Raw genomic sequence first — 20,415 nt, 5'->3', positions numbered from 1 at the left:
AAAAGGGGAGAAGAGCTATGCTTGGAACGCTAAAGCGGGGTCTCATCGTCGGGTTGAAAACGACATGGACGCTTGGAAAAGTCATTTTTCCGATTACCTTGATCGTATCAATGTTACAGCATACTCCGATTTTACAATGGGTGATTGAATTCGTCACCCCACTAATGAAATGGATTGGTTTGCCCGGCGATGCGGCGATTCCCCTTGTGTTAGGGAATTTGTTAAGTTTGTATGCGGGGATCGGAGCGATTTTAACGTTAGACTTGACGGTAAAAGAAGTGTTTATTTTAGCTGTGATGCTTTCGTTTTCTCATAATTTGCTTGTTGAATCGACCGTAGCGGCAAAAACCGGAATGAATATTGCTTTAACGGTATTGGTGCGCCTTGCATTAGCGATCGTTTCTGCTTTTTTTATCCATCTTTTTTGGCAAGGCGGAAACGAGATGGCTCAGTACGGTTTTATCTCCAATTCTCCTGAACAACTCACGAGTTGGAGCGCAATCATCATCGCTGGTGTCAAAAAAGCGTTTCTTGGCATCGTTCAATTAACAATGATTGTCATCCCGTTAATGATCGGTATTCAATTATTAAAAGATTTAAAATGGCTTGACGTGTTTTCACGTTGGATGGCTCCGGTGACAAGAGCGCTGGGAATGAAGGAAAATACATCGATGACGCTTGCTGCGGGGCTTTTATTTGGGCTTGCGTACGGAGCGGGTGTAATGATTCAAGCGGTAAAAGAAGATGGAGTGTCAAAACGAGATTTAACGCTAGTGTTTCTTTTTCTTGTTGCGTGTCATGCGGTGGTGGAAGATACATTGCTGTTTGTTCCGCTTGGAATTCCAGTATGGTCACTTTTATTGATTCGCTTAATCACCGCGATTATATTGACGATGATAGCTAGTTTTACTTGGAATCGTATCGCACAAACTCGAAGGAAGGAAGCTGCTTTATGAATATTCGTACCGTGTTATTTGATTTAGATGGAACGTTAATTGATACGAATGAACTGATTATTCAATCTTTTTTGCACACGTTAGAAATGTACTATCCGGGGAAATATAAGCGTGAGGACGTATTACCGTTTATTGGTCCACCGCTTTACGATACATTTGTAGCGTTGGATGAGGAACGGGTACAAGAAATGATTGATACATATCGGGCGTTCAATCATGCGCAACACGATGCCCTTATCAAAGAATATGAAACCGTCTATGAAACAATTCAAACGCTTCATGCAAAGGGATTTAAATTAGGAGTGGTAACAACTAAAATACACTCGACCGCTTTGATGGGACTAAAGCGAACGAAACTAGATTCGTTTTTTCATTGCGTCGTCGGGCTTGACGATGTGAAAAAGGCAAAGCCAGACCCAGAACCGATTTTTAAGGCGCTTTCGGTGCTGCAATCAACACCAGAAGAAACGTTGATGGTCGGCGACAATTATCATGATATTTTAGCGGGAAAACATGCAGGAACAAAGACGGCAGGAGTTGCATGGACAATTAAAGGACGAGAATACTTGGAGCAGTATGAACCGGATTTTATGTTAGAAAAAATGAGTGATTTATTGAACATTTTAGGAGTGGAATAGGGCGTGAGGCGGACGACGAAGTATCCGGTGTCAGGAGCGAATTCGCTTTGGCAGATTTATAAGACTGTATCATTTTGGAAAGTCATCAAAAATTTCATCGTTATTCAAATCGGGCGCTATACGCCGTTTTTGCCGCTAAAAAATTGGCTGTACCGTACGTTTTTACACATGGAAATTGGCGAAAAAACAGCGTTAGCGTTAATGGTGATGCCGGATATTATGTTTCCGGAAAAAATTAAAGTCGGCCGTAACTCGGTCATTGGGTATAATACGACTCTTTTAGCACATGAATATTTAATTGATGAATATCGGCTCGGTGATGTTGTCATCGGCAATGAGGTGATGATTGGCGCCAATTCGACCATACTCCCCGGCGTTGTTATTGGTGACCGCGCTGTAGTGGCAGCGGGAACGGTCGTGCATAAGGATGTGCCGGCTGGCTCCTTTGTCGCCGGTAATCCGATGAGAATTATTTATACGAAAGAAGAGATGGAGAAAAGAAAAGGTCATTCCAATAAATAGCTTGGGTCTCCCGCCTGCATTCGTGTAGAGGCGGGAGACCAGTTTCTTATTTACTGAGCGATCTCCACAGTTCCTTCGGTTAAGTAGGGGGATTTTAATATCGAATTCCTTCTCAAAATCAATTCCTTTCCCGCTTTTGTTCGACTTTGTCAGGGAGCTTTCTAGATAAAGGACTCACCTCTTTATTTTGGAGATGGATTGTGAGCTTTAGCTTTCTCTGTTTAATGCCGGCCTTCATACGTTGTTCGAAAATCGAGCGATGTTTGACATGATATTAGGGATTAAAAATTGGTTTATTTAGAGAGAAAAACACAGATCAAAGATGAGACTTACTCGAGTTTGGCCATAATTCGAACGAGCTTGGTGATTGCATAGTCCAAGTCGATCAAGTCATCCTCACTGAGTTTCCCTATCTTGTCACAAAATAGACGATAAATTTCCTCCCAGCGTTTCTGTACGATTTGTTTCCCTTTTTCGGTCAGTGTGAGTATAACAAACCGTCTATCAGTAGAACTTTGCACTTTTACCACATAGTCCTTTTCCTCCAATTTTCGAATCAGAGGGGTCAACTGCTGCTTGGAAATTCTTAAGTTTTGGGCCAATTGGGTCATCGAGATCCCTGTCTTTGCATGGAATAAAGCTTCCAAAATGTGAAACTGCAAATGAGTCAAATCCGATTGTTTTTTCGGAATGGGGGTAGCTTGGATAATCGGTTTAAAAACTTTGTTATCAAACAGAGGAAGAAGTTGAGCAAAGCTTTCGGCGATTTTTTGAACTCGTGTCATTGAATACATCCTTTCTCTTTTTTAACGCATTGATATTAGGGAATAATTATTTACTATTTATTTGAGTTTTAAGTAAAAAATATGAATTTAATGGCTTTTTTAATTAACAATATAGAGGTGTAAAAAGTAAATATTTATTAAATATTTTTTGTTTATAGAAAATATTTATTGACTAAATTTAGTTTATCGTGATGGGAATCATAATTCAATTTCATTAGTTGCCAAGGCAAGCAGCAAAGCGATACTAACTTATCGTAGTGAAACTGCGCTTATGATGTGTAACTGATTGCTTGCATAGTTTCTCAATACTATGGGGAGAGGTTCTCTCATGAGTTCATCCGGTTTGATTTTTGGTGTTTATGTTCAGCGTGGCGGGGACGCCAGCAGGTTTAGCTGTAGGACCGAAGGATAATGATGAAAAATTTATTGGGCATTAAAAGAGCTTCAAGGAACAGAAAAAACATTATTACATTTATATAGTGGATCTGAATCAGCCAATAAAACCTTATCCTACGTTGAACGTTAGTGAAATGGGAGTTCAAGCGGGATGTAGCACTAGGCTTTCAAGATTCAGGGATGGAGCTAGCTGGCTGGCTCGAGCTGATTCGTACCATCATCAGACAATATAGTTTTGGTCTCGATTCCTTGCGAATTACGGTCGAAGCGCTAATCGAATGTGCAAAACGCTTTGGTCCAAGGGATTATCGCGGCTAAAGAGGAAACGGAAGCGACTGGCGTTCAGGGGAATATCGGGTTCAGTGCAGTTCCAGATCATTTCGGTCCGGTTGTTCCTGATTTCTGGGAGCGTATTTTTCAGCTTGGCGGGCGAGTTTTTGTGGAGTCATTGGATTATGTCGGATATAAGTTCTATACGGAGGTATTCGAAGAAACAATTGATCTGAAAGATATACTGGCTTCAATAGAATATGTGCTGCGTTGTTTTCGGGGAAAAAATCTTAAAGACTGCCCACATACTCGAATCGGTTCCTATACGGATTCCTGAGAACGGTTGACCTACTGGAGGGCACCCTTTTACCGGCAAAGACAGATCTTATGAACATCAGGATAAAGTCCTGAAGGCGATCATCCGGATCATTTTATGCTTTACGCCAAGAACTTCACATTGCCCATTATGAGCTTGTTGGTTTGCGAGATGCGGACGGTTCTATCGACGATCTGTTCCGTCAATTTGGTATTATTGCGAGATAATTATATACTCCAGAACTGGCATTTTATACTTTTCATCGTTTAATACTAGAGCTGGGTATTGACGATATGGATTAAGAAAGTATTAACGAGCAGGATGGCACTTCATCCTGCTCGTTTTGTTGTTTTTCTCAATGGAACAGCACAGGGGTTAAAATTCTTTTGCCCTCCTTATTGAGCGGATCTATTTGTTTTTATTGTCCATCTCTTTTATGTAAAATGAATATTTTATAGTTGACGCATGGGTTTATGAGGAGTAAACTACAAATAACTTCACTTCTCTACCATATTAGCAAACTAAAGTATTTGGGGATAAAGGACGTGTGAACATGTCAAAATTATTTATGTTCGAAAAACCGTTGGGCATGCGTGATACATTGCCGTTTCTATATGAGATAAAAAAATCTGTTCGTCAAGCAATGACGAGTGAAATTGAAAAATGGGGATACGAATTTATCGAAACGCCGACTTTAGAATATTACGAGACGGTGGGCTCAGCGTCAGCGATTGCGGACCATCAATTGTTTAAATTGCTCGATCAGCAAGGCCATACGCTTGTGCTTCGCCCGGATATGACCGCACCGATCGCACGTTTGGCGGCCTCCCGCCTTTACCAGCAAGGCAATCCATTACGTCTTGCCTATAATGCAAGTGTATTTCGCGCTCAGCAGCGTGAAGGCGGCCGACCAGCGGAATTTGAACAAATGGGTGTTGAGTGCATTGGCGATGGTACGGTCGCCGCGGATGCGGAAGTGATTAGTTTAATGATTGCGACATTACAACAGGCCGGATTACAGCATTTTACTGTAGCTGTCGGTCATATAGGCTACGTGAATGCATTATTTTTGGAGATTCTAGGGAACGAAGAGCGTGCCAACGTTTTACGCCGATTTTTATATGAAAAAAATTACGTCGGTTATCGTGAGCATGTTAAATCGTTGCCTCTTTCATCGATCGACCAGCAACGCCTTCTTCATCTTCTTGATTTACGTGGTGACGAAACGGCGATTCACGAAGCGCGAGAGCTTGTTCATACGGAAGAAGGGGTAAACGCGATCGAAGAGCTTCATGAGCTGTGGAATGCACTCCAACTGTATGAGGTTGCTGATTTTGTCAAAATGGATATGACACTTGTGAGCCATATGAGCTACTATACAGGCATTTTATTTGAAGTGTATGCGGAAAATATCGGATTTCCGCTTGGAAATGGCGGACGTTATGACGAATTGCTTGAAAAGTTTGCGCGCAAAGCCCCGGCGACTGGCTTTGGCATTCGCCTCGACCGTTTAATCGAAGCACTCGGAGAAATGGAAACAGAAGCAAAAATCGAATGCATTATTTTTAGTCAAGAACGGTTTGGCGAAGCGATTCAATTAGCGAATGAAAAGCGCCGAGAAGGAAAGCGGGTCGTATTGCAACACATTTCTGGCATTCAGGATATTGATGCGTACAGCAAACGGTATCAACATATTACGTATTTGCTTGGTCATACGGGGAAGGGGGAGTAAGTGGTGTTGACGATTGCGATGCCGAAAGGGCGGATTTTTGAAGAAGCGCTGGAATTGTTGCGAACAGCGGGTTATACGCTTCCGCCGGAATTTGCTGAATCACGCAAATTAATTATTGAAGTTCCGGAGGAAAAGATGCGATTTATTCTCGCGAAGCCAATGGATGTCGTGACGTATGTAGAACATGGAGTAGCTGATTTAGGGATTGCTGGAAAAGACGTTATGTTAGAAGAAGAACGGGATGTCTATGAATTGCTAGATTTAAAAATTAGCAAATGTCATTTAGCGGTCGCCGGGCTTCCTCACGGCCAAGTTCATCATATCGCTCCGCGCGTCGCCACGAAATACCCGAATATCGCGTCGAGCTATTTTCGTGAGCAAGGGGAGCAAGTTGAAATCATTCGGTTAAACGGCTCGATTGAGCTTGCTCCGTTAATAGGGCTTGCGGATCGCATCGTTGACATTGTGTCTACCGGAAGGACGCTCAAAGAAAATGGTCTTGTCGAATTCGAGAAAATTGCCGATGTCACATCACGTCTCATTGTTAACCCGGTCAGCTATCGGATGAAAGATGTGCAAATTAATCAAATGGTAGAACGGCTATCGGTCGTGATTCCAGATGAATGAGGGGGGGAACGAGATGAGAATCGAACGAGTAACGGGGCAGTTATCGTTGCGACGGACGATTGAAACAGGAACGGAAGAGCAAAGACGGGCAGTTCGGCAAATTATTGATGACGTGCGTAAGCATGGTGATGCAGCGTTAAAAACGTATACGGAAAAATTCGATCAAGTAACATTGGATTCATTGCGTGTAACGGAAGCAGAAATGAAAGCAGCTTATGAAGCAATGGCAGAAGACTTACTTTGCTTTATTCGCGAAGCAGCGGCAAACATCCGCGATTACCATGCGCGGCAAAAGCGCGAATCATGGATGATGACCAAAGAAGACGGAACGATTCTTGGGCAAAAATTGACACCGCTTGATGCCGTCGGTTTGTACGTTCCGGGGGGGACAGCTGCCTATCCATCGTCTGTACTCATGAATGTTATCCCTGCGCAAGTAGCGGGAGTGAAGCGCATTGTCATCGTCTCTCCGCCAAACAAGCACGGCACGTTGCCAGCAGGGGTATTAGTGGCCGCCAATGAGCTAGGAGTCAAAGAAATTTATAAAGTTGGCGGAGCCCAAGCGATTGCTGCTCTTGCCTATGGAACCGAAACGATTCAGCCGGTCGATAAAATTTTCGGCCCGGGGAACATTTACGTGGCGCTAGCAAAACGAGAAGTGTTCGGTCAAGTCGCAATCGATATGATTGCCGGACCGAGCGAAATTGTCGTGTTAGCCGATGAAACAGCGAAAGCCAATGAAGTCGCAGCTGATCTTTTATCACAGGCAGAACACGATGAGCGCGCGTCAAGCATTCTTGTCACGCCTTCCATGAAGTTCGCGTTAGAAGTAGCGAGCGAAGTGGAGAAACAATTAGAAACATTGCCACGAAAAGAGATTGCTGCTGCGTCGCTCGAACAATATGGAGCGATTTATGTGACGGAAACGTTAGAAGAGGCGGTAGAGGTCGTCAACGAATTGGCGCCGGAACATCTAGAAGTCATCACGGCGGAGCCAACGAGTCTTCTTGGACAAATTCGACATGCCGGAGCGATTTTTTTAGGCCGCTTCAGTTCTGAGCCTGTTGGTGATTATTTCGCTGGACCGAATCACGTTTTACCAACGAACGGAACGGCACGATTTTCAAGCGGGTTAAGCGTCGATGAGTTTGTGAAAAAATCAAGCATCATTTTATATAGCGAACAAGCGCTACAAGAGCATGGAACAAAAATCACGGCATTGGCGAGATTAGAGGGACTAGAAGCGCATGCGCGTGCGGTTGAAGAACGGTTAAAAAGCCGCACTTGACAAGCAAATGAACAGAAGGGAGCAACGGGAATGGTACGGAAATCGTCGATTTCAAGGACGACAAAAGAAACTGATATTCAGCTGCAATTTGCTATTGATGGAGAAGGAAAAGCGGAGTTAGATACAGGGGTACCGTTTTTAACCCATATGCTCGATTTGTTTACAAAGCATGGACAGTTCGATTTACAGGTCAAAGCCAAAGGCGATATTGACATTGATGACCACCATACAACAGAAGATATCGGCATTTGTTTAGGGCAGGCGCTTCGGGAAGCGCTCGGTGACAAAAAAGGGATTAAACGTTACGGCAATGCGTTTGTGCCGATGGATGAGGCGCTTGCACAAGTCGTTATCGATTTGAGCAACCGTCCGCATTTCGAGTTTCGCGGTGAGTTTCCAAGCCAAAAAGTAGGGACGTTTGATGTGGAATTAGTTCACGAATTTTTATGGAAGCTAGCCCTTGAAGCACGCATGAATCTGCACGTTATCGTCCATTATGGACGCAATACGCACCATATGATTGAAGCGGTATTTAAAGCATTAGGGCGCGCATTGGATGAGGCAACAATGATTGACCCGCGTATTAAAGGAGTTCCATCAACGAAGGGAATGTTATAAATGATCGGCATTATTGATTACGGTATGGGCAATTTATATAGCGTCAGCAAGGCGTTAGAGCGCCTAGACTATGAATATTTTATTTCTGATGATCTCAACAAATTAAAAGAAGCCAAGGGTCTGATTTTGCCGGGTGTCGGTTCCTTCAAGGATGCAATGCGCATTTTAAATGAGACGGGGCTGTCGGAATTTATTCGTACAGCTGCCAATGAGGGAATCCCTTTACTTGGCATCTGTCTTGGCATGCAGCTTTTATTTGAAGAAAGCGAAGAAAACGGATTAACAGAAGGATTACGATTATTGAAAGGTCGCGTCGTCCGGTTTCCGGGCGTAACCGCAAGCGGTGAAACGTATAAAGTGCCGCATATGGGATGGAATCGCCTTATCTTTCGCCATCCGTCCCCGCTACTAACGAATGTCGAAGAAGGACACGTTTATTTTGTGCATTCGTACTATGTCGATACGAAGGATAAAGACGTTGTGTTAGCGAGCAGCTCCTATGATGTCGATGTTCCTGCTGTTGTTGGTAGAGGAAACGTGTTTGGCACACAGTTTCACCCGGAAAAAAGTAGCTACATCGGCATGAGCATTTTACAAAACTATGCAAACATCGTGGAAGGGAAGGGGAATGAGTGATGGCGGCGTTTACGATTTATCCGGCGATTGATATGCGCGGAGGCAAATGTGTTCGTCTTCTGCAAGGTGATTATAATAAAGAGACCGTATATGGAGATTCGCCGGTTGACATGGCCGCATTGTTTGCCGAACAGGGAGCAACATGGATTCATATGGTTGATTTAGACGGTGCGAAAGAAGGAAAGCGCGTTAACGATCGTTTTGTACTGGAAGTGGTGAAACAGCTCAATGTCAATGTGCAAATTGGCGGCGGCATTCGTACGGAAGAAGATATCGTGTATTATTTGGAAAATGGGGTTGCCCGCGTGATTTTAGGAAGTGCTGCTATCGCCAATCCACCGTTTGTCAAAGAGATGCTAAAAAAATATGGTGAACGCATTGCAGTTGGGATAGATGCAAAAAACGGCTTTGTCGCCACAGAAGGGTGGTTAAACACTTCGAATGTTAAAGCGACAGAGCTCGGAAAAGAGCTAGCGGAAGCTGGAGCACAGACGTTTATTTTTACGGACATTGCCACAGATGGAATGTTGTCGGGGCCGAATATACAAGCCGTTGCCGAAATGGCGCGTGTGACCGGAAAAAACGTCATTGCCTCCGGTGGAGTAAGTTCGCTTGCTGATATAAAAGCATTGAAGGAATTTACGAAAGATGGCGTTGTTGGAGCTATTGTAGGAAAAGCACTATATACGAAGCAGTTTACTGTTGCTGAGGCGCTGAAGGTGGTGCAAGACGAATGATTACAAAGCGCATTATTCCTTGCTTAGATGTCAAAGATGGACGAGTCGTTAAAGGAGTGCAATTTGTTCAGTTACGTGACGCTGGCGATCCGGTGGAACTAGCGAAGTTTTATGATGAACAAGGAGCGGATGAGCTTGTGTTTTTAGATATTTCCGCTTCCCACGAAGGACGGAAAACAATGATTGAAGTCGTTGAGAAAGTTGCTGCACAACTGGCGATTCCTTTTACGGTCGGCGGCGGGATTCATTCGTTAGAGGATATGAAAAGGATTTTGCGCGCAGGTGCGGACAAAGTTTCCTTAAATACGGCAGCCGTTAAAAATCCGCAACTTATTAACGAGGGAGCCGATTTTTTCGGTTCGCAATGCATCGTTGTCGCCATTGACGCGAAATATGATGATGAGCTTGGCTCTTGGCGCGTGTATACACATGGGGGGCGTAATGCAGCAGACTGGGAAGTGGTCGAATGGGCGAAGGAAGCCGTTAAGCGCGGTGCGGGAGAAATTTTATTAACGAGCATGAATTGTGATGGCGGCAAAAACGGTTTTGATTTAGCGTTAACTAAAAAGGTGAGCGAAGCGGTTTCTGTTCCTGTCATTGCTTCAGGAGGTGCGGGCAAGGCAGAACATTTTCTTGAGGCGTTTTGCGAAGGAAAAGCAGATGCGGCATTGGCAGCGTCGATTTTTCACTATAAAGAGACATCGGTGAAAGAAGTGAAAGCATATTTGAAAGAGAGAGGAGTGAATGTGCGGTGAACGTCTCTCACATTCGATTTGACGAAAAAGGACTTGTTCCAGCGATCGTGCAAGATGCACAAAGTAAAGAAGTGTTGACGCTTGCATACATGAATGAAGAATCGCTCAAAAAGTCGCTAGAAACGGGTGAAACTTGGTTTTACAGCCGCTCGCGCGGGGAGCTTTGGCATAAAGGAGCGACTTCCGGCAACACGCAACGCATTGTCGAAATGCGTTATGACTGCGATAAAGATGCGCTCCTTGTGCTTGTCGAACCAGCTGGGCCTGCTTGTCATACGGGGAGCTATTCTTGCTTTTCTGAACGTGTTGATGGAGAAAGCTTTCGTCCATTGACTGATCGGTTCGCGATTATTGATCAGCTTGAAAAAGTTATCGCTGAGCGTGAAGCAGAACGACCAGAAGGAGCGTACACCACGTATTTGTTTGAAAAAGGGATTGATAAAATTTTAAAGAAGGTCGGCGAAGAAGCTGCAGAAGTGATTATTGCTGCAAAAAATCGCAATCCGGAAGAATTGAAATGGGAAGTAGCGGATTTGTTGTATCACTTGCTTGTGCTTTTACGGGAACAAAAACTTCCGCTTGATGCCGTTTTGAACGTATTAAGCGAGCGTCATGCAGCGAAACAATAGCGAGAGGCTGACTCATGTCGTCTAGCTTCCCCTGATGATGGCAGGATGTATTGTATCGGAAGGGCTTGACGACTTTTGAGTCAGCTTTTGTTATTTTTTCTGGAAACCTTACTGTTCGGCGCAAGAATATGCTATACTTCTGTTCGGTGAATTCAACGGAATATGGAGGACTAGATGGGAAAACAATTGAAACCGAATCGATCGACAGCAAAAATCATTCCGTTCGTTCAGAGCGGTGAATATTATTTTGAAAAAGGAATAAACGCTTACCGACGTCGTGATCTATATAAGGCGAAAAAGTATTTGGAACGAGCGGTGCAGCTAAATGCACGTGAAGCGATGTTTGTCTCCCAGCTCGCTGTTGTTTTAGCAGAGTTAGGCGAATATCAAGCATCGAATCAGTTGTTTTTCAAAGTAATTCACGAACTTGACCGCGAGATGAATGAATGTTTTTATTTTCTAGCTAATAATTATGCGCATCTCGGCTTATTTCGTGAAGCCATGAAATATGCAGAAACATATCTCGAGCGCGATCCTAACGGCGATTTTGCAGATGAGACGGAAGATTTAATCGAATTATTAAGCATTGAAAACGAAGATTATGATGAGATCGGCAATCAAGATGATTTAATTGTGAAGCAAGAGAAAGCGCGCACACTGCTCGAAAAAGGGGATTTTCGCGATGCGATCAACGTGCTAGAAAGCATTATTGCTGATTATCCGGAATTTTGGTCTGCTTATAATAACTTGGCGTTAGCGCATTTTTACATGGGAAATGCAAAAAGAGCACAAGAAATTATTCACGAAGTGCTCGAACGAAATCCGGGTAATTTGCACGCTCTTTGTAATCGGCTTGTGTTTTACTACTATTTACGCGATGATAAGCAAGTCGACCGCCTTGTTCAGCAATTAGCGCGTGTTCATCCTTTTTTAGTCGAACATCGTTACAAGCTTGGGGCAACGTTTGCGCTTGTCGGTCGTTTTGACCTTGCATTTAAATGGTTGCGGCACTTATATAAAATTCGTTTTGACGGTGATTATTCTTTTTATTATTGGCTTTCCTATGCTGCTTATTATACAGGACATGACCAACTGGCAAAAACCGCTTGGGAAAAAGTCATCAACTTAAGCCCGGACAAGCAAGGCCAAGAACCTTGGAACGACTCTCCCCTCTTCATACAGAAGGAAATAGAAAAAATTACACAATGGCTCAACGGTACGAAAACAGAGGAAATTTTGTACGGGTTATATTTAATGAGCAAATCCCTCTATAAGAACGAATTAGTGGCTTATAGCAATGTAAAACGCCATATGGCTAACCATCCGTTAATTAAACAATTTGCTGACTATGTTCTCTTTGAAACGAATCCGCTTATTCCTGTTTATATAGCTGATAGCCACTTAGTCATTAATCGATTATGGGAAAAAAATCATTTTGACGATGAAAAAATGTACATCACTTGGTTTTATATATTTGTAAAAGCGCTAGAAACAACCGAGCACTTTTCTAATCATTCTGCATGGGCTGCGGCAACCGAGTATGTATGGAGGCAGCAACAAGGACAGTATATTACCCAAAAATTCATCGCAGAGAAATATAATGTTTCTTTATCAACGGTGAAAAAATATGTGAAGAAAGTAAAAGAACTTTTGTCTTGAGCAAATTAATAGACGTTTGTATGCCAATTATATACGATAAGGATAAGGAAATAATAAACAGACAAGTAGGATCAAAAAGGAGTGGAATATCGTGGCGGAAGAAAAAATTTATGATGTCATTATCGCGGGAGCCGGACCAGCTGGGATGACTGCCGCTGTCTATACATCTCGCGCCAATTTATCGACGTTAATGATTGAACGCGGCGTGCCAGGCGGGCAAATGGCAAACACAGAAGATGTTGAAAACTACCCGGGCTATGAGCATATTTTAGGTCCGGAATTGGCAACAAAAATGTTTGAACATGCGAAAAAGTTCGGAGCCGAATACGCTTACGGTGATGTAAAAGAAGTTATTGATGGAGAAGAATATAAAACCGTTGTCGTCGGCGACAAACAATATAAAGCGCGTGCTGTTATTATCGCTACAGGAGCAGAGTATAAAAAGTTAGGAGTTCCAGGCGAAGCGGAATTAGGCGGTCGCGGTGTCTCATACTGTGCCGTATGTGACGGGGCGTTTTTTAAAGGGAAAAACCTTGTCGTTGTCGGTGGCGGCGACTCTGCAGTCGAAGAAGGCGTGTATTTAACTCGTTTTGCGAATAAAGTAACAATTGTGCATCGCCGCGATAAGTTGCGGGCGCAAAAAATTTTACAAGACCGTGCGTTTGCTAATGAAAAAATTGATTTTATTTGGAATCATACAGTGAAACAAATTAATAATAAAGATGGAAAAGTAGGGAGCGTCACACTCGTTAGTACAATAACAGGGGAAGAGCGCGAATTTCCTTGCGATGGTGTATTTATTTATATTGGTATGGTTCCTCTTTCCAAACCGTTTGAGAGTCTTGGCATTACAAACGAAAATGGATATATTGAAACAAATGAGCATATGGAAACAAAAGTGCCGGGCATTTTTGCTGCCGGAGATGTTCGTGAAAAATCATTGCGTCAAATTGTGACAGCAACAGGCGATGGAAGTATTGCAGCGCAAAGCGCGCAACACTATGTAGAGGAACTAAAAGAAAGATTAAACGTAAAGTAATGAAATCGTAATACATGTTTAACTCGATTGTAACACGTATGAAATAATTTTTCTGTATTCTAAAGATAAGTAATTGACCCCCTTTTATATAGATCTTTTTGTTAAGCACGGGTACCCTTTCCCGTGCTTCTTTTTTATGATTTAGTCTCGAGGAAGCTTAGGATGACAACATTTCGTCTTGCCCACAGGACGCGGACAGTTTTTAGGCGAAATTGGGGCGCTTCTGCTTTTCTTGATGTCTAGCTTTGATGCCCCTCTTTGCGGCGATTCAGTTCTGCTTCGGCAGGAGGGACACGATGTTCGATGTTCGGCTGTCATCTCCGCTTTTCTTGATTGTAGCTCTTTGTCAGAAATAGTATAATAAAACAAATAGGAGTTTTGGAATTTGTATTGAATGATGTTGAGGTGAGCGTGTTGCAACGCGTGACAAATTGTGTGCTTGTCAAAGATGGAAAAGTGTTATTGCTGCAAAAACCAAGGCGCGGCTGGTGGGTCGCTCCGGGAGGGAAAATGGAGCAAGGAGAATCCATTCGCGAAGCTTGTATACGAGAATATCGTGAAGAAACAGGAATCTATTTAAAAAACCCGGAGCTAAAAGGGGTTTTTACTATTCTTATCAAAGAACAAGAACAAGTGGTATCAGAATGGATGATGTTTACATTTTTTGCCCACCAGTTTGAAGGGGAACATGTACCTTATTGTGAAGAAGGAAATTTAGAATGGCATCCGATTGAGACGGTTCATGAGCTTCCCATGGCACCAGGAGATTATCATATTTTAGATTATGTATTGAAAGGCTCTGGCATTATATACGGAACGTTTACGTATACCGAAGATTTTCAACTGCTTTCTTACCGCTTAGACCCAAGTTAAGAGAGAGGAGGGGAGATAGAGATGAGCACAGGTTCCACAAGTAACATTCAAATGGTCATTATTACGGGAATGTCAGGAGCAGGAAAGACGGTAGCAATTCAAAGTTTTGAGGATTTAGGCTTTTTTTGCGTCGATAACTTACCACCAACATTGCTTCCAAAATTTTTGGAGTTAATGAAAGAGTCGGGGAATAAAATGAATAAAGTAGCACTGGTCATGGACTTGCGTAGCCGCGACTTTTTCGAAAGCTTGTTTACCGCATTAGATGATTTAGCGGAACAGTCATGGGTAACGCCACAAATTTTATTCCTTGATGCAAAAGATTCGACGCTCGTTGCGCGCTATAAAGAAACGCGCCGCACGCATCCGCTTGCGCCAAACGGATTACCGCTTGAAGGAATCCGTCTTGAGCGACAATTGCTTGAGGAGCTAAAGGGAAGAGCGCAAATCATTTACGATACATCAGATTTAAAACCAAGAGAATTACGGGAGAAAATTTTACAGCAATTTTCGTCCCATGCGCATCAAACGTTTACGGTAAACGTGGTTTCGTTCGGTTTTAAATATGGTCTTCCAATTGATGCAGATTTAGTATTTGATGTGCGTTTTTTGCCGAACCCGCATTACATTGAACATATGAGACCGAAAACGGGACTGGATGAAGAAGTTTCTACTTACGTATTAAAATGGAATGAAACACAAAAGTTTTTGGAAAAAGTGATTGATTTATTGACTTTTATGCTTCCTCATTATAAGCGGGAAGGAAAAAGCCAGCTTGTCATCGCAATCGGTTGCACTGGAGGACAGCATCGGTCTGTTGCCCTTGCTGAATATATTGCCAACCATTTTGCGAAAGACTACAAAACCCATGTTTCGCACCGTGACATGGAGAGGAGAAAGGAAAAATATAAATGAGTAAAAAAAGACATCCTAAGATTGTCATCATTGGTGGAGGAACGGGACTGCCGGTATTGTTACGTGGGTTAAAACAATATGCCGTTGACATCACAGCAATTGTCACAGTTGCAGATGATGGAGGCAGTTCGGGAAGACTGAGGGATGAACTCGATATGCCACCACCGGGAGATATTCGAAACGTACTAGCGGCGCTTTCAGATGTGGAACCGCTCATTGTCGAGTTATTTCAGCATCGTTTTGCAAATGGTAATGGACTATCCGGACATTCGTTGGGAAATTTAATTTTAGCAGCAATGACATCGATCACAGGGGATTTCGTTCGGGCGATTCGGGAGATGAGCAAGGTGCTCAATGTGCGCGGCAAAGTGTTGCCAGCTGCCAATAAGAGCGTTATCCTTCATGCTGAAATGGAAGACGGAACGATTGTTTCTGGGGAGTCGAAAATTCCTTATTCGGGAAAAAAAATTAAAAAAGTATTTTTAACGCCGGAGAACATTGAACCGCTTTCCGAAACGATCGATGAAATTCGTGCTGCTGATTTAATTGTGATTGGCCCAGGTAGTTTATATACAAGTATTTTACCTAATTTATTAGTTCCAAAAATCGGTCGAGAAGTTTGTCGAGCAAAAGCGAAAAAAATTTATATATGCAATGTCATGACCCAAGCTGGTGAAACATTACATTATACTGCAAGCGATCATGTGAAAGCGCTATATGCTCATATGGGTTGCGCTTTTTTAGATATGATTGTTGTGAACAGCGGACATATTCCAGAGGAGATTCAACAGCGTTACGCCGAAGAGTTAGCAGAACCGGTCAAGGATGATAGTGAAAAATTAACGGAATTAGGGCTGACGGTCATTCGTGACCATATCGTTAGCTACGAAGATCAAGTCATTCGTCATGACACAAAAAAAGTTGCGTCATTGCTTGTTTCACTGTTACCAACATAATCCTTCCAGCTCTATCGAATCCTTTTAGCACCTCCTTCTTCCTCTTTGCAAACAATGAATACGGAGGTGGCAACGATGTCGTTTGCGTCGGAAACGAAAAAAGAATTAACGAGCCTTGAAGTGAAACCTTGCTGTTTGAAAGCAGAATTATCCGCGCTTTTGCGCATGAATGGTTCGCTCTCTTTTTCGAATCGAAGAGTAACCGTTGATGTGCAAACGGAAAACGCGGCGATTGCCCGAAGAATTTACACGCTAATGAAAAAAGGATATTCCGTTACAGTAGAGTTATTAGTCCGCAAAAAAATGCGGTTAAAGAAAAATAATGTGTATATCGTTCGAGTAGTAGAAGGTGCTCGTGAGCTGTTAGAGGATTTGAAAATATTAGAGGAAGATTTTTCTCTTATTCGCGTCATTTCTCCCGAGCTCGTCAAAAAGAAATGCTGTAAACGCGCGTATTTGCGTGGCGCGTTTCTAGCGGGAGGCTCGGTCAATAACCCGGAAACCTCATCGTATCATCTTGAAATTTTTTCGCTATATAAGGAACATAGCGATTCATTATGTGAATTAATGAACAGTCACTTTTTTCTCAATGCCAAAACGTTAGAACGAAAAAAAGGGTTTATTACGTATTTAAAAGAGGCGGAAAAAATTGCTGAGTTCTTAAATATTATTGGCGCTCATCAAGCGCTGCTTCGATTTGAAGATGTCCGGATTGTTCGTGATATGAGAAACTCAGTAAACCGCCTTGTTAACTGTGAAACAGCGAATTTAAATAAAACAATTGGTGCAGCTCTTCGGCAAATCGAAAACATTCGCTACATTGATGAAACGATCGGTCTAAGCGCGCTTCCAGAAAAATTGCGGGAAATTGCTGAATTAAGAATTAATTATCAAGATGTTACGTTAAAAGAACTAGGTGAAATGGTATCCGGAGGAAAGATAAGCAAATCAGGAATCAATCATCGATTAAGGAAAATTGATGAGATTGCCGAAAAACTACGGGCTGGTCAACCAATTGATTTTCATAAATCACTTTAGAGTGAAGGGGAGACAGGAATATGGTGGAAAAACAAGTGGAAGTGTTGCTAAAAACGGGATTACAGGCACGTCCAGCCGCGTTATTCGTACAAGAAGCAAACCGGTTTTCGTCGGATATTTATTTAGAGAAAGACGGAAAAAAAGTCAACGCAAAAAGTATTATGGGATTAATGAGCTTGGCGATCAGTTCAGGGGCTGTCATTACACTCATTGCTGACGGTCCGGATGAAAAAGAAGCGCTTGAAGCGTTAGCTAAGTACGTACAAAACGAAGGATAATAAATCGATAAAAACGAGGCTGTTCCCACATAAAAAGAGAACAGCCTCATTCGTTAATAAAAACGTCGATTATTTTTCATCGACTCTTGTTAAGACACGGTCAATTAATCCATATTCTTTTGCTTTTTCCGCTGTCATAAAGTTATCACGGTCGGTGTCTCGTTCGATGACTTCAATTGGTTGTCCTGTGTTCTCGGAAAGGATACGATTTAATTTATCGCGTAAGAAAAGAATGCGTTTAGCAGCAATTTCGATTTCTGTCGCTTGACCTTGCACGCCTCCAAGAGGTTGGTGAATCATGATTTCGCTATTTGGTAAAGCGAATCGTTTTCCTTTTGCTCCTGCTGCAAGCAAAAATGCACCCATGGATGCAGCCATTCCAATGCAAATCGTTGATACATCAGGCTTAATAAATTGCATTGTGTCATAAATCGCCATTCCTGCTGTAATCGAACCACCTGGGCTGTTAATGTAAAGAGAGATATCCTTTTCTGGATCTTCTGCGGCTAAAAATAAAAGCTGCGAAACGATCGAGTTGGCCACATGGTCATCAATTTGGCTACCGAGAATAATAATGCGGTCTTTTAACAAACGGGAGTAAATGTCATATGCGCGTTCACCGCGACTTGTTTGCTCAATAACTGTAGGAATTAAATTCATGGAACTTCCTCCTTTACCAATCGGTTAAAATCGTATGTATTTTTATGATACATAATTGGTCAATGAAGGTCAAACAAAACCTCCTGCCCTTACTTCATTATTATTCGTTATGACTCATCTTCATCCCTTTTTTCATCATATCCGCTTTTCTATTTTTTAAACACATTTTCCTCTTGCAAAAGAGAATAATCTTCACTATAATTGAATGTGCAACTAAACGCCATGTCCTCGCAACACCATGCCCTCGTAGTGTAGTGGATAGCACGAGAGATTCCGGTTCTCTTAGCGTGGGTTCGAATCCTGCCGAGGGCGTATAACCTGAGAAAGACCTATCACCGTGAGTGATAGGTCTTTCTTTTTTGGAAAGTGTACGAATATATATATTTTATAGATAGTTGGGAACGTTCAAAGCAGTACTAATATAGATCGTTTTCTTACAATTCATTACCATATACGCCTGGTGCAGGTTGATGTACAATAAATGGAGAAGGAGGCGTGCGACTATGAGAGCGGAATTACTCCAAGAACAACGGCTAAGGCTTTCATTGACAAAAGAATTAACACAAGCGATTGAGCTATTGCAGTATTCCACTCTGGAATTGCGATCGTTTCTGTACGAACAGTCGCTGGATAATCCGTTTCTTGAAATTAACGATCATAAACCGGGGCAATCATATAAATCTTTGTCTCATCAAGAAAAGCGAAACGTGATTGAAAATATAAGCGTTCGTTCTGAAACGCTAACTTCTTATTTATTGTCTCAGCTTCATTCGATGTCGCTGTCCCCAAAAACTAGACACATTCTTCGTTATTTAATTAATTCACTTGATGATGCCGGCTATTTGCGTACGGATATGAAGGATGTTGCCGCTCATTTAGCCGTCTCTGAAGATGAAGTAGAAGAAGCGGTTCAGTTGTTACAATCGCTTGAGCCTGCCGGTGTGGGGGCACGCAGTTTGCAAGAGTGTTTATACCTCCAATTACAACGTTTACCGGAGCGGAATTTATTAGCGGAGCAAATTGTGTCACAGCATTTTTCACTGTTCGTGGAGAAAGCTTGGAAAGCATTATCTAAACAATTGCATGTGGACATTACCGATTTGCAGCAAGTCTGGGATTTAATTCGCACCCTTGAACCTCGCCCAGGCAGCCATTATACAAAAATTGAACCGCATTTTATTGTGCCGGATTTCGTCATCGAACGCTCTGAAGAAGGCTTGCGCCTTCTATTTAATGACGAGATTCTCCCAGAATTAATATGGAACCGTGAATATGAAAAGAAACTCGCTTGTCGGCAAGATGAACAAGTTGAATTATTCATCAAAGAAAAATATCGTCAATTTCTTTGGCTGACGAAAAGCTTAGAACAGCGTAAGCAAACGTTAGTGAGCGTTATGACAGAAATTTTGGAAAGGCAAAAACAATGTTTCGAAAAAGGCTTAACCGCTTTAAAGCCTTTGACTATGCGTGAAATTGCGGATGCTCTTAACATTCATGAATCGACGGTAAGCCGTGCTGTGAAAAATAAATATGTACAAACACCGTTTGGCACGGTAGAGCTCCGGTACTTTTTTACGAGTTCGCTTTCTTCTGTAAGCGCTGACGAAGAGGCCTCTGCTACCAAAACAAAAGCGTTGATTAAGCAGCTCATTGAAGCCGAAAACAAGCGAGAACCTTTATCCGACCAAAAGATTGCTGATATGTTGCATGAACAGCATGGTATTGCGATTTCACGACGAACGGTCGCGAAATATCGCGAGCAGCTCTATATCCCATCATCAGCCAAACGAAAACAGTATTAGGAAGTGAAATCATGGTAGTCAATCTTTACTCAAAAGTCGATTGTCCTTTATGCGAAAAAGCGAAAGCAGTCTTGCAAGAGTTGCAAAAAGAGTACGATTTTCAAATCAATGAAATTGATGTTTACAGCGACGATGCATTATTAGAAAAATATCAGTTAATGATTCCGGTCGTCGAAATTGATGGAGAGGAAATCGACTATGGGATGATTCAAAAAGAAATTTTAAGAAAGCGTTTACTTCGGGAGTTGAATAGTTGAAGATTTATGTTACTCCTGTTACAATAAAAACGT

At 42.4% G+C, this 20,415-nt stretch carries 24 protein-coding genes and 1 tRNA gene; 23 read left to right on the top strand and 2 right to left on the bottom strand.

What is annotated here, in order from left to right; genetic code table 11:
• Positions 1–17: 17 nt before the first annotated feature.
• From HNR31_RS12330 to HNR31_RS12320, 3 genes are read left to right on the top strand one after another with little or no spacing between them, the layout of a single operon-like run.
• Positions 18–956 (top strand): nucleoside recognition domain-containing protein, encoded by a 939-nt coding sequence (locus tag HNR31_RS12330; protein ID WP_181556530.1) that lies wholly within the window; start codon positions 18–20, stop codon positions 954–956.
• Positions 953–1,594 (top strand): pyrophosphatase PpaX, encoded by a 642-nt coding sequence (ppaX, locus tag HNR31_RS12325; protein WP_181556529.1) that lies wholly within the window; start codon positions 953–955, stop codon positions 1,592–1,594. Before HNR31_RS12330 ends, ppaX begins: the two co-directional genes overlap by 4 nt.
• A gap of 3 nt (positions 1,595–1,597) precedes the next feature.
• Complete coding sequence (locus tag HNR31_RS12320; RefSeq protein ID WP_181556528.1) at positions 1,598–2,116, top strand: acyltransferase; 519 nt, start codon at positions 1,598–1,600, stop codon at positions 2,114–2,116.
• 329 nt (positions 2,117–2,445) lie between these two features.
• On the opposite strand, the gene HNR31_RS12315 is transcribed toward HNR31_RS12320, so the two are convergent.
• Complete coding sequence (locus HNR31_RS12315; RefSeq protein WP_181556527.1) at positions 2,446–2,901, bottom strand: MarR family winged helix-turn-helix transcriptional regulator; 456 nt, start codon at positions 2,899–2,901, stop codon at positions 2,446–2,448.
• 525 nt (positions 2,902–3,426) lie between these two features.
• On the opposite strand from HNR31_RS12315, the gene HNR31_RS12310 reads away from it, so the two are divergent.
• The 17 genes from HNR31_RS12310 to HNR31_RS12230 all read left to right on the top strand — a co-directional run bounded on the left by HNR31_RS12310 (position 3,427) and on the right by HNR31_RS12230 (position 17,663).
• On the top strand, positions 3,427–3,615 hold the full coding sequence (locus HNR31_RS12310; RefSeq protein ID WP_181556526.1) for a hypothetical protein: 189 nt from the start codon (positions 3,427–3,429) through the stop codon (positions 3,613–3,615).
• Positions 3,590–3,904: a hypothetical protein gene (locus HNR31_RS12305; RefSeq protein ID WP_220129512.1), complete on the top strand. Its 315-nt coding sequence runs from the start codon at positions 3,590–3,592 to the stop codon at positions 3,902–3,904. Before HNR31_RS12310 ends, HNR31_RS12305 begins: the two co-directional genes overlap by 26 nt.
• A gap of 532 nt (positions 3,905–4,436) precedes the next feature.
• The gene (locus HNR31_RS12300; protein WP_181556524.1) at positions 4,437–5,615 is read left to right on the top strand and encodes an ATP phosphoribosyltransferase regulatory subunit; all 1,179 of its coding nucleotides are present in this window, start codon (positions 4,437–4,439) and stop codon (positions 5,613–5,615) included.
• 3 nt (positions 5,616–5,618) lie between these two features.
• Positions 5,619–6,242, top strand: a complete 624-nt coding sequence (gene hisG, locus HNR31_RS12295; protein ID WP_181556523.1) for an ATP phosphoribosyltransferase — start codon at positions 5,619–5,621, stop codon at positions 6,240–6,242.
• 13 nt (positions 6,243–6,255) lie between these two features.
• On the top strand, positions 6,256–7,530 hold the full coding sequence (hisD, locus tag HNR31_RS12290) for a histidinol dehydrogenase (protein WP_181556522.1): 1,275 nt from the start codon (positions 6,256–6,258) through the stop codon (positions 7,528–7,530).
• A 30-nt stretch (positions 7,531–7,560) separates the two neighbouring features.
• Entirely contained in the window at positions 7,561–8,148 is a 588-nt protein-coding gene (gene hisB, locus HNR31_RS12285) for an imidazoleglycerol-phosphate dehydratase HisB (protein ID WP_181556521.1), read from the top strand.
• Entirely contained in the window at positions 8,149–8,784 is a 636-nt protein-coding gene (hisH, locus tag HNR31_RS12280; protein WP_181556520.1) for an imidazole glycerol phosphate synthase subunit HisH, read from the top strand.
• Positions 8,784–9,521 (top strand): 1-(5-phosphoribosyl)-5-[(5-phosphoribosylamino)methylideneamino]imidazole-4-carboxamide isomerase, encoded by a 738-nt coding sequence (gene hisA / locus HNR31_RS12275; RefSeq protein WP_181556519.1) that lies wholly within the window; start codon positions 8,784–8,786, stop codon positions 9,519–9,521. The genes hisH and hisA overlap by 1 nt, the downstream gene beginning before the upstream one ends.
• The gene (gene hisF / locus HNR31_RS12270) at positions 9,518–10,276 is read left to right on the top strand and encodes an imidazole glycerol phosphate synthase subunit HisF (protein ID WP_181556518.1); all 759 of its coding nucleotides are present in this window, start codon (positions 9,518–9,520) and stop codon (positions 10,274–10,276) included. The genes hisA and hisF overlap by 4 nt, the downstream gene beginning before the upstream one ends.
• On the top strand, positions 10,273–10,905 hold the full coding sequence (hisIE, locus tag HNR31_RS12265; RefSeq protein ID WP_181556517.1) for a bifunctional phosphoribosyl-AMP cyclohydrolase/phosphoribosyl-ATP diphosphatase HisIE: 633 nt from the start codon (positions 10,273–10,275) through the stop codon (positions 10,903–10,905). The genes hisF and hisIE overlap by 4 nt, the downstream gene beginning before the upstream one ends.
• Before the next feature lie 174 nt (positions 10,906–11,079).
• The gene (locus HNR31_RS12260; RefSeq protein WP_181556516.1) at positions 11,080–12,564 is read left to right on the top strand and encodes a tetratricopeptide repeat protein; all 1,485 of its coding nucleotides are present in this window, start codon (positions 11,080–11,082) and stop codon (positions 12,562–12,564) included.
• 91 nt (positions 12,565–12,655) lie between these two features.
• The gene (gene trxB / locus HNR31_RS12255; RefSeq protein ID WP_181556515.1) at positions 12,656–13,603 is read left to right on the top strand and encodes a thioredoxin-disulfide reductase; all 948 of its coding nucleotides are present in this window, start codon (positions 12,656–12,658) and stop codon (positions 13,601–13,603) included.
• A 414-nt stretch (positions 13,604–14,017) separates the two neighbouring features.
• The gene (locus HNR31_RS12250; protein ID WP_181556574.1) at positions 14,018–14,476 is read left to right on the top strand and encodes an NUDIX hydrolase; all 459 of its coding nucleotides are present in this window, start codon (positions 14,018–14,020) and stop codon (positions 14,474–14,476) included.
• Between the two features lie 21 nt (positions 14,477–14,497).
• The gene (rapZ, locus tag HNR31_RS12245) at positions 14,498–15,391 is read left to right on the top strand and encodes an RNase adapter RapZ (RefSeq protein WP_181556514.1); all 894 of its coding nucleotides are present in this window, start codon (positions 14,498–14,500) and stop codon (positions 15,389–15,391) included.
• Positions 15,388–16,347: a gluconeogenesis factor YvcK family protein gene (locus tag HNR31_RS12240; RefSeq protein ID WP_181556513.1), complete on the top strand. Its 960-nt coding sequence runs from the start codon at positions 15,388–15,390 to the stop codon at positions 16,345–16,347. Before rapZ ends, HNR31_RS12240 begins: the two co-directional genes overlap by 4 nt.
• Positions 16,348–16,422: 75 nt before the next feature.
• On the top strand, positions 16,423–17,385 hold the full coding sequence (whiA, locus tag HNR31_RS12235; protein WP_181556512.1) for a DNA-binding protein WhiA: 963 nt from the start codon (positions 16,423–16,425) through the stop codon (positions 17,383–17,385).
• A 20-nt stretch (positions 17,386–17,405) separates the two neighbouring features.
• Positions 17,406–17,663, top strand: a complete 258-nt coding sequence (locus HNR31_RS12230) for an HPr family phosphocarrier protein (RefSeq protein WP_181556511.1) — start codon at positions 17,406–17,408, stop codon at positions 17,661–17,663.
• A 69-nt stretch (positions 17,664–17,732) separates the two neighbouring features.
• Here HNR31_RS12230 and clpP read toward each other — a convergent pair whose 3' ends face one another.
• Positions 17,733–18,323: an ATP-dependent Clp endopeptidase proteolytic subunit ClpP gene (gene clpP, locus HNR31_RS12225; RefSeq protein ID WP_181556510.1), complete on the bottom strand. Its 591-nt coding sequence runs from the start codon at positions 18,321–18,323 to the stop codon at positions 17,733–17,735.
• 240 nt (positions 18,324–18,563) lie between these two features.
• On the opposite strand from clpP, the gene HNR31_RS12220 reads away from it, so the two are divergent.
• The 3 genes from HNR31_RS12220 to HNR31_RS12210 all read left to right on the top strand — a co-directional run bounded on the left by HNR31_RS12220 (position 18,564) and on the right by HNR31_RS12210 (position 20,382).
• Positions 18,564–18,635 (top strand) — tRNA-Arg (locus HNR31_RS12220).
• Between the two features lie 191 nt (positions 18,636–18,826).
• Positions 18,827–20,125 carry an RNA polymerase factor sigma-54 gene (gene rpoN, locus HNR31_RS12215; RefSeq protein WP_181556509.1) on the top strand — a complete coding sequence of 433 codons (1,299 nt, stop codon included), beginning with the start codon at positions 18,827–18,829 and terminating at the stop codon, positions 20,123–20,125.
• A gap of 11 nt (positions 20,126–20,136) precedes the next feature.
• Positions 20,137–20,382: a glutaredoxin family protein gene (locus tag HNR31_RS12210; protein WP_181556508.1), complete on the top strand. Its 246-nt coding sequence runs from the start codon at positions 20,137–20,139 to the stop codon at positions 20,380–20,382.
• Positions 20,383–20,415 lie beyond the last annotated feature (33 nt).

The organism is Thermaerobacillus caldiproteolyticus (assembly GCF_013761245.1).
GTDB classification, from domain to species: Bacteria; Bacillota; Bacilli; order Bacillales; family Anoxybacillaceae; genus Thermaerobacillus; species Thermaerobacillus caldiproteolyticus.
The sequence above is the reverse complement of the archived record's forward strand: the minus strand, read 5'-3'. Positions and strand labels throughout refer to the sequence as shown.

What these genes read in the sequence shown, in the direction of transcription:
- HNR31_RS12330 (WP_181556530.1), top strand. Translation starts at nt 18, where the DNA reads ATGCTTGGAACGCTAAAGCGGGGTCTCATCGTCGGGTTGAAAACGACA.
- ppaX (WP_181556529.1), top strand. Translation starts at nt 953, where the DNA reads ATGAATATTCGTACCGTGTTATTTGATTTAGATGGAACGTTAATTGAT.
- HNR31_RS12315 (WP_181556527.1), bottom strand. Translation starts at nt 2,901, where the DNA reads ATGACACGAGTTCAAAAAATCGCCGAAAGCTTTGCTCAACTTCTTCCT.
- HNR31_RS12300 (WP_181556524.1), top strand. Translation starts at nt 4,437, where the DNA reads ATGTCAAAATTATTTATGTTCGAAAAACCGTTGGGCATGCGTGATACA.
- hisD (WP_181556522.1), top strand. Translation starts at nt 6,256, where the DNA reads ATGAGAATCGAACGAGTAACGGGGCAGTTATCGTTGCGACGGACGATT.
- hisB (WP_181556521.1), top strand. Translation starts at nt 7,561, where the DNA reads ATGGTACGGAAATCGTCGATTTCAAGGACGACAAAAGAAACTGATATT.
- hisH (WP_181556520.1), top strand. Translation starts at nt 8,149, where the DNA reads ATGATCGGCATTATTGATTACGGTATGGGCAATTTATATAGCGTCAGC.
- hisA (WP_181556519.1), top strand. Translation starts at nt 8,784, where the DNA reads ATGGCGGCGTTTACGATTTATCCGGCGATTGATATGCGCGGAGGCAAA.
- hisF (WP_181556518.1), top strand. Translation starts at nt 9,518, where the DNA reads ATGATTACAAAGCGCATTATTCCTTGCTTAGATGTCAAAGATGGACGA.
- HNR31_RS12260 (WP_181556516.1), top strand. Translation starts at nt 11,080, where the DNA reads ATGGGAAAACAATTGAAACCGAATCGATCGACAGCAAAAATCATTCCG.
- rapZ (WP_181556514.1), top strand. Translation starts at nt 14,498, where the DNA reads ATGAGCACAGGTTCCACAAGTAACATTCAAATGGTCATTATTACGGGA.
- HNR31_RS12240 (WP_181556513.1), top strand. Translation starts at nt 15,388, where the DNA reads ATGAGTAAAAAAAGACATCCTAAGATTGTCATCATTGGTGGAGGAACG.
- whiA (WP_181556512.1), top strand. Translation starts at nt 16,423, where the DNA reads ATGTCGTTTGCGTCGGAAACGAAAAAAGAATTAACGAGCCTTGAAGTG.
- HNR31_RS12230 (WP_181556511.1), top strand. Translation starts at nt 17,406, where the DNA reads ATGGTGGAAAAACAAGTGGAAGTGTTGCTAAAAACGGGATTACAGGCA.
- clpP (WP_181556510.1), bottom strand. Translation starts at nt 18,323, where the DNA reads ATGAATTTAATTCCTACAGTTATTGAGCAAACAAGTCGCGGTGAACGC.
- rpoN (WP_181556509.1), top strand. Translation starts at nt 18,827, where the DNA reads ATGAGAGCGGAATTACTCCAAGAACAACGGCTAAGGCTTTCATTGACA.
- HNR31_RS12210 (WP_181556508.1), top strand. Translation starts at nt 20,137, where the DNA reads ATGGTAGTCAATCTTTACTCAAAAGTCGATTGTCCTTTATGCGAAAAA.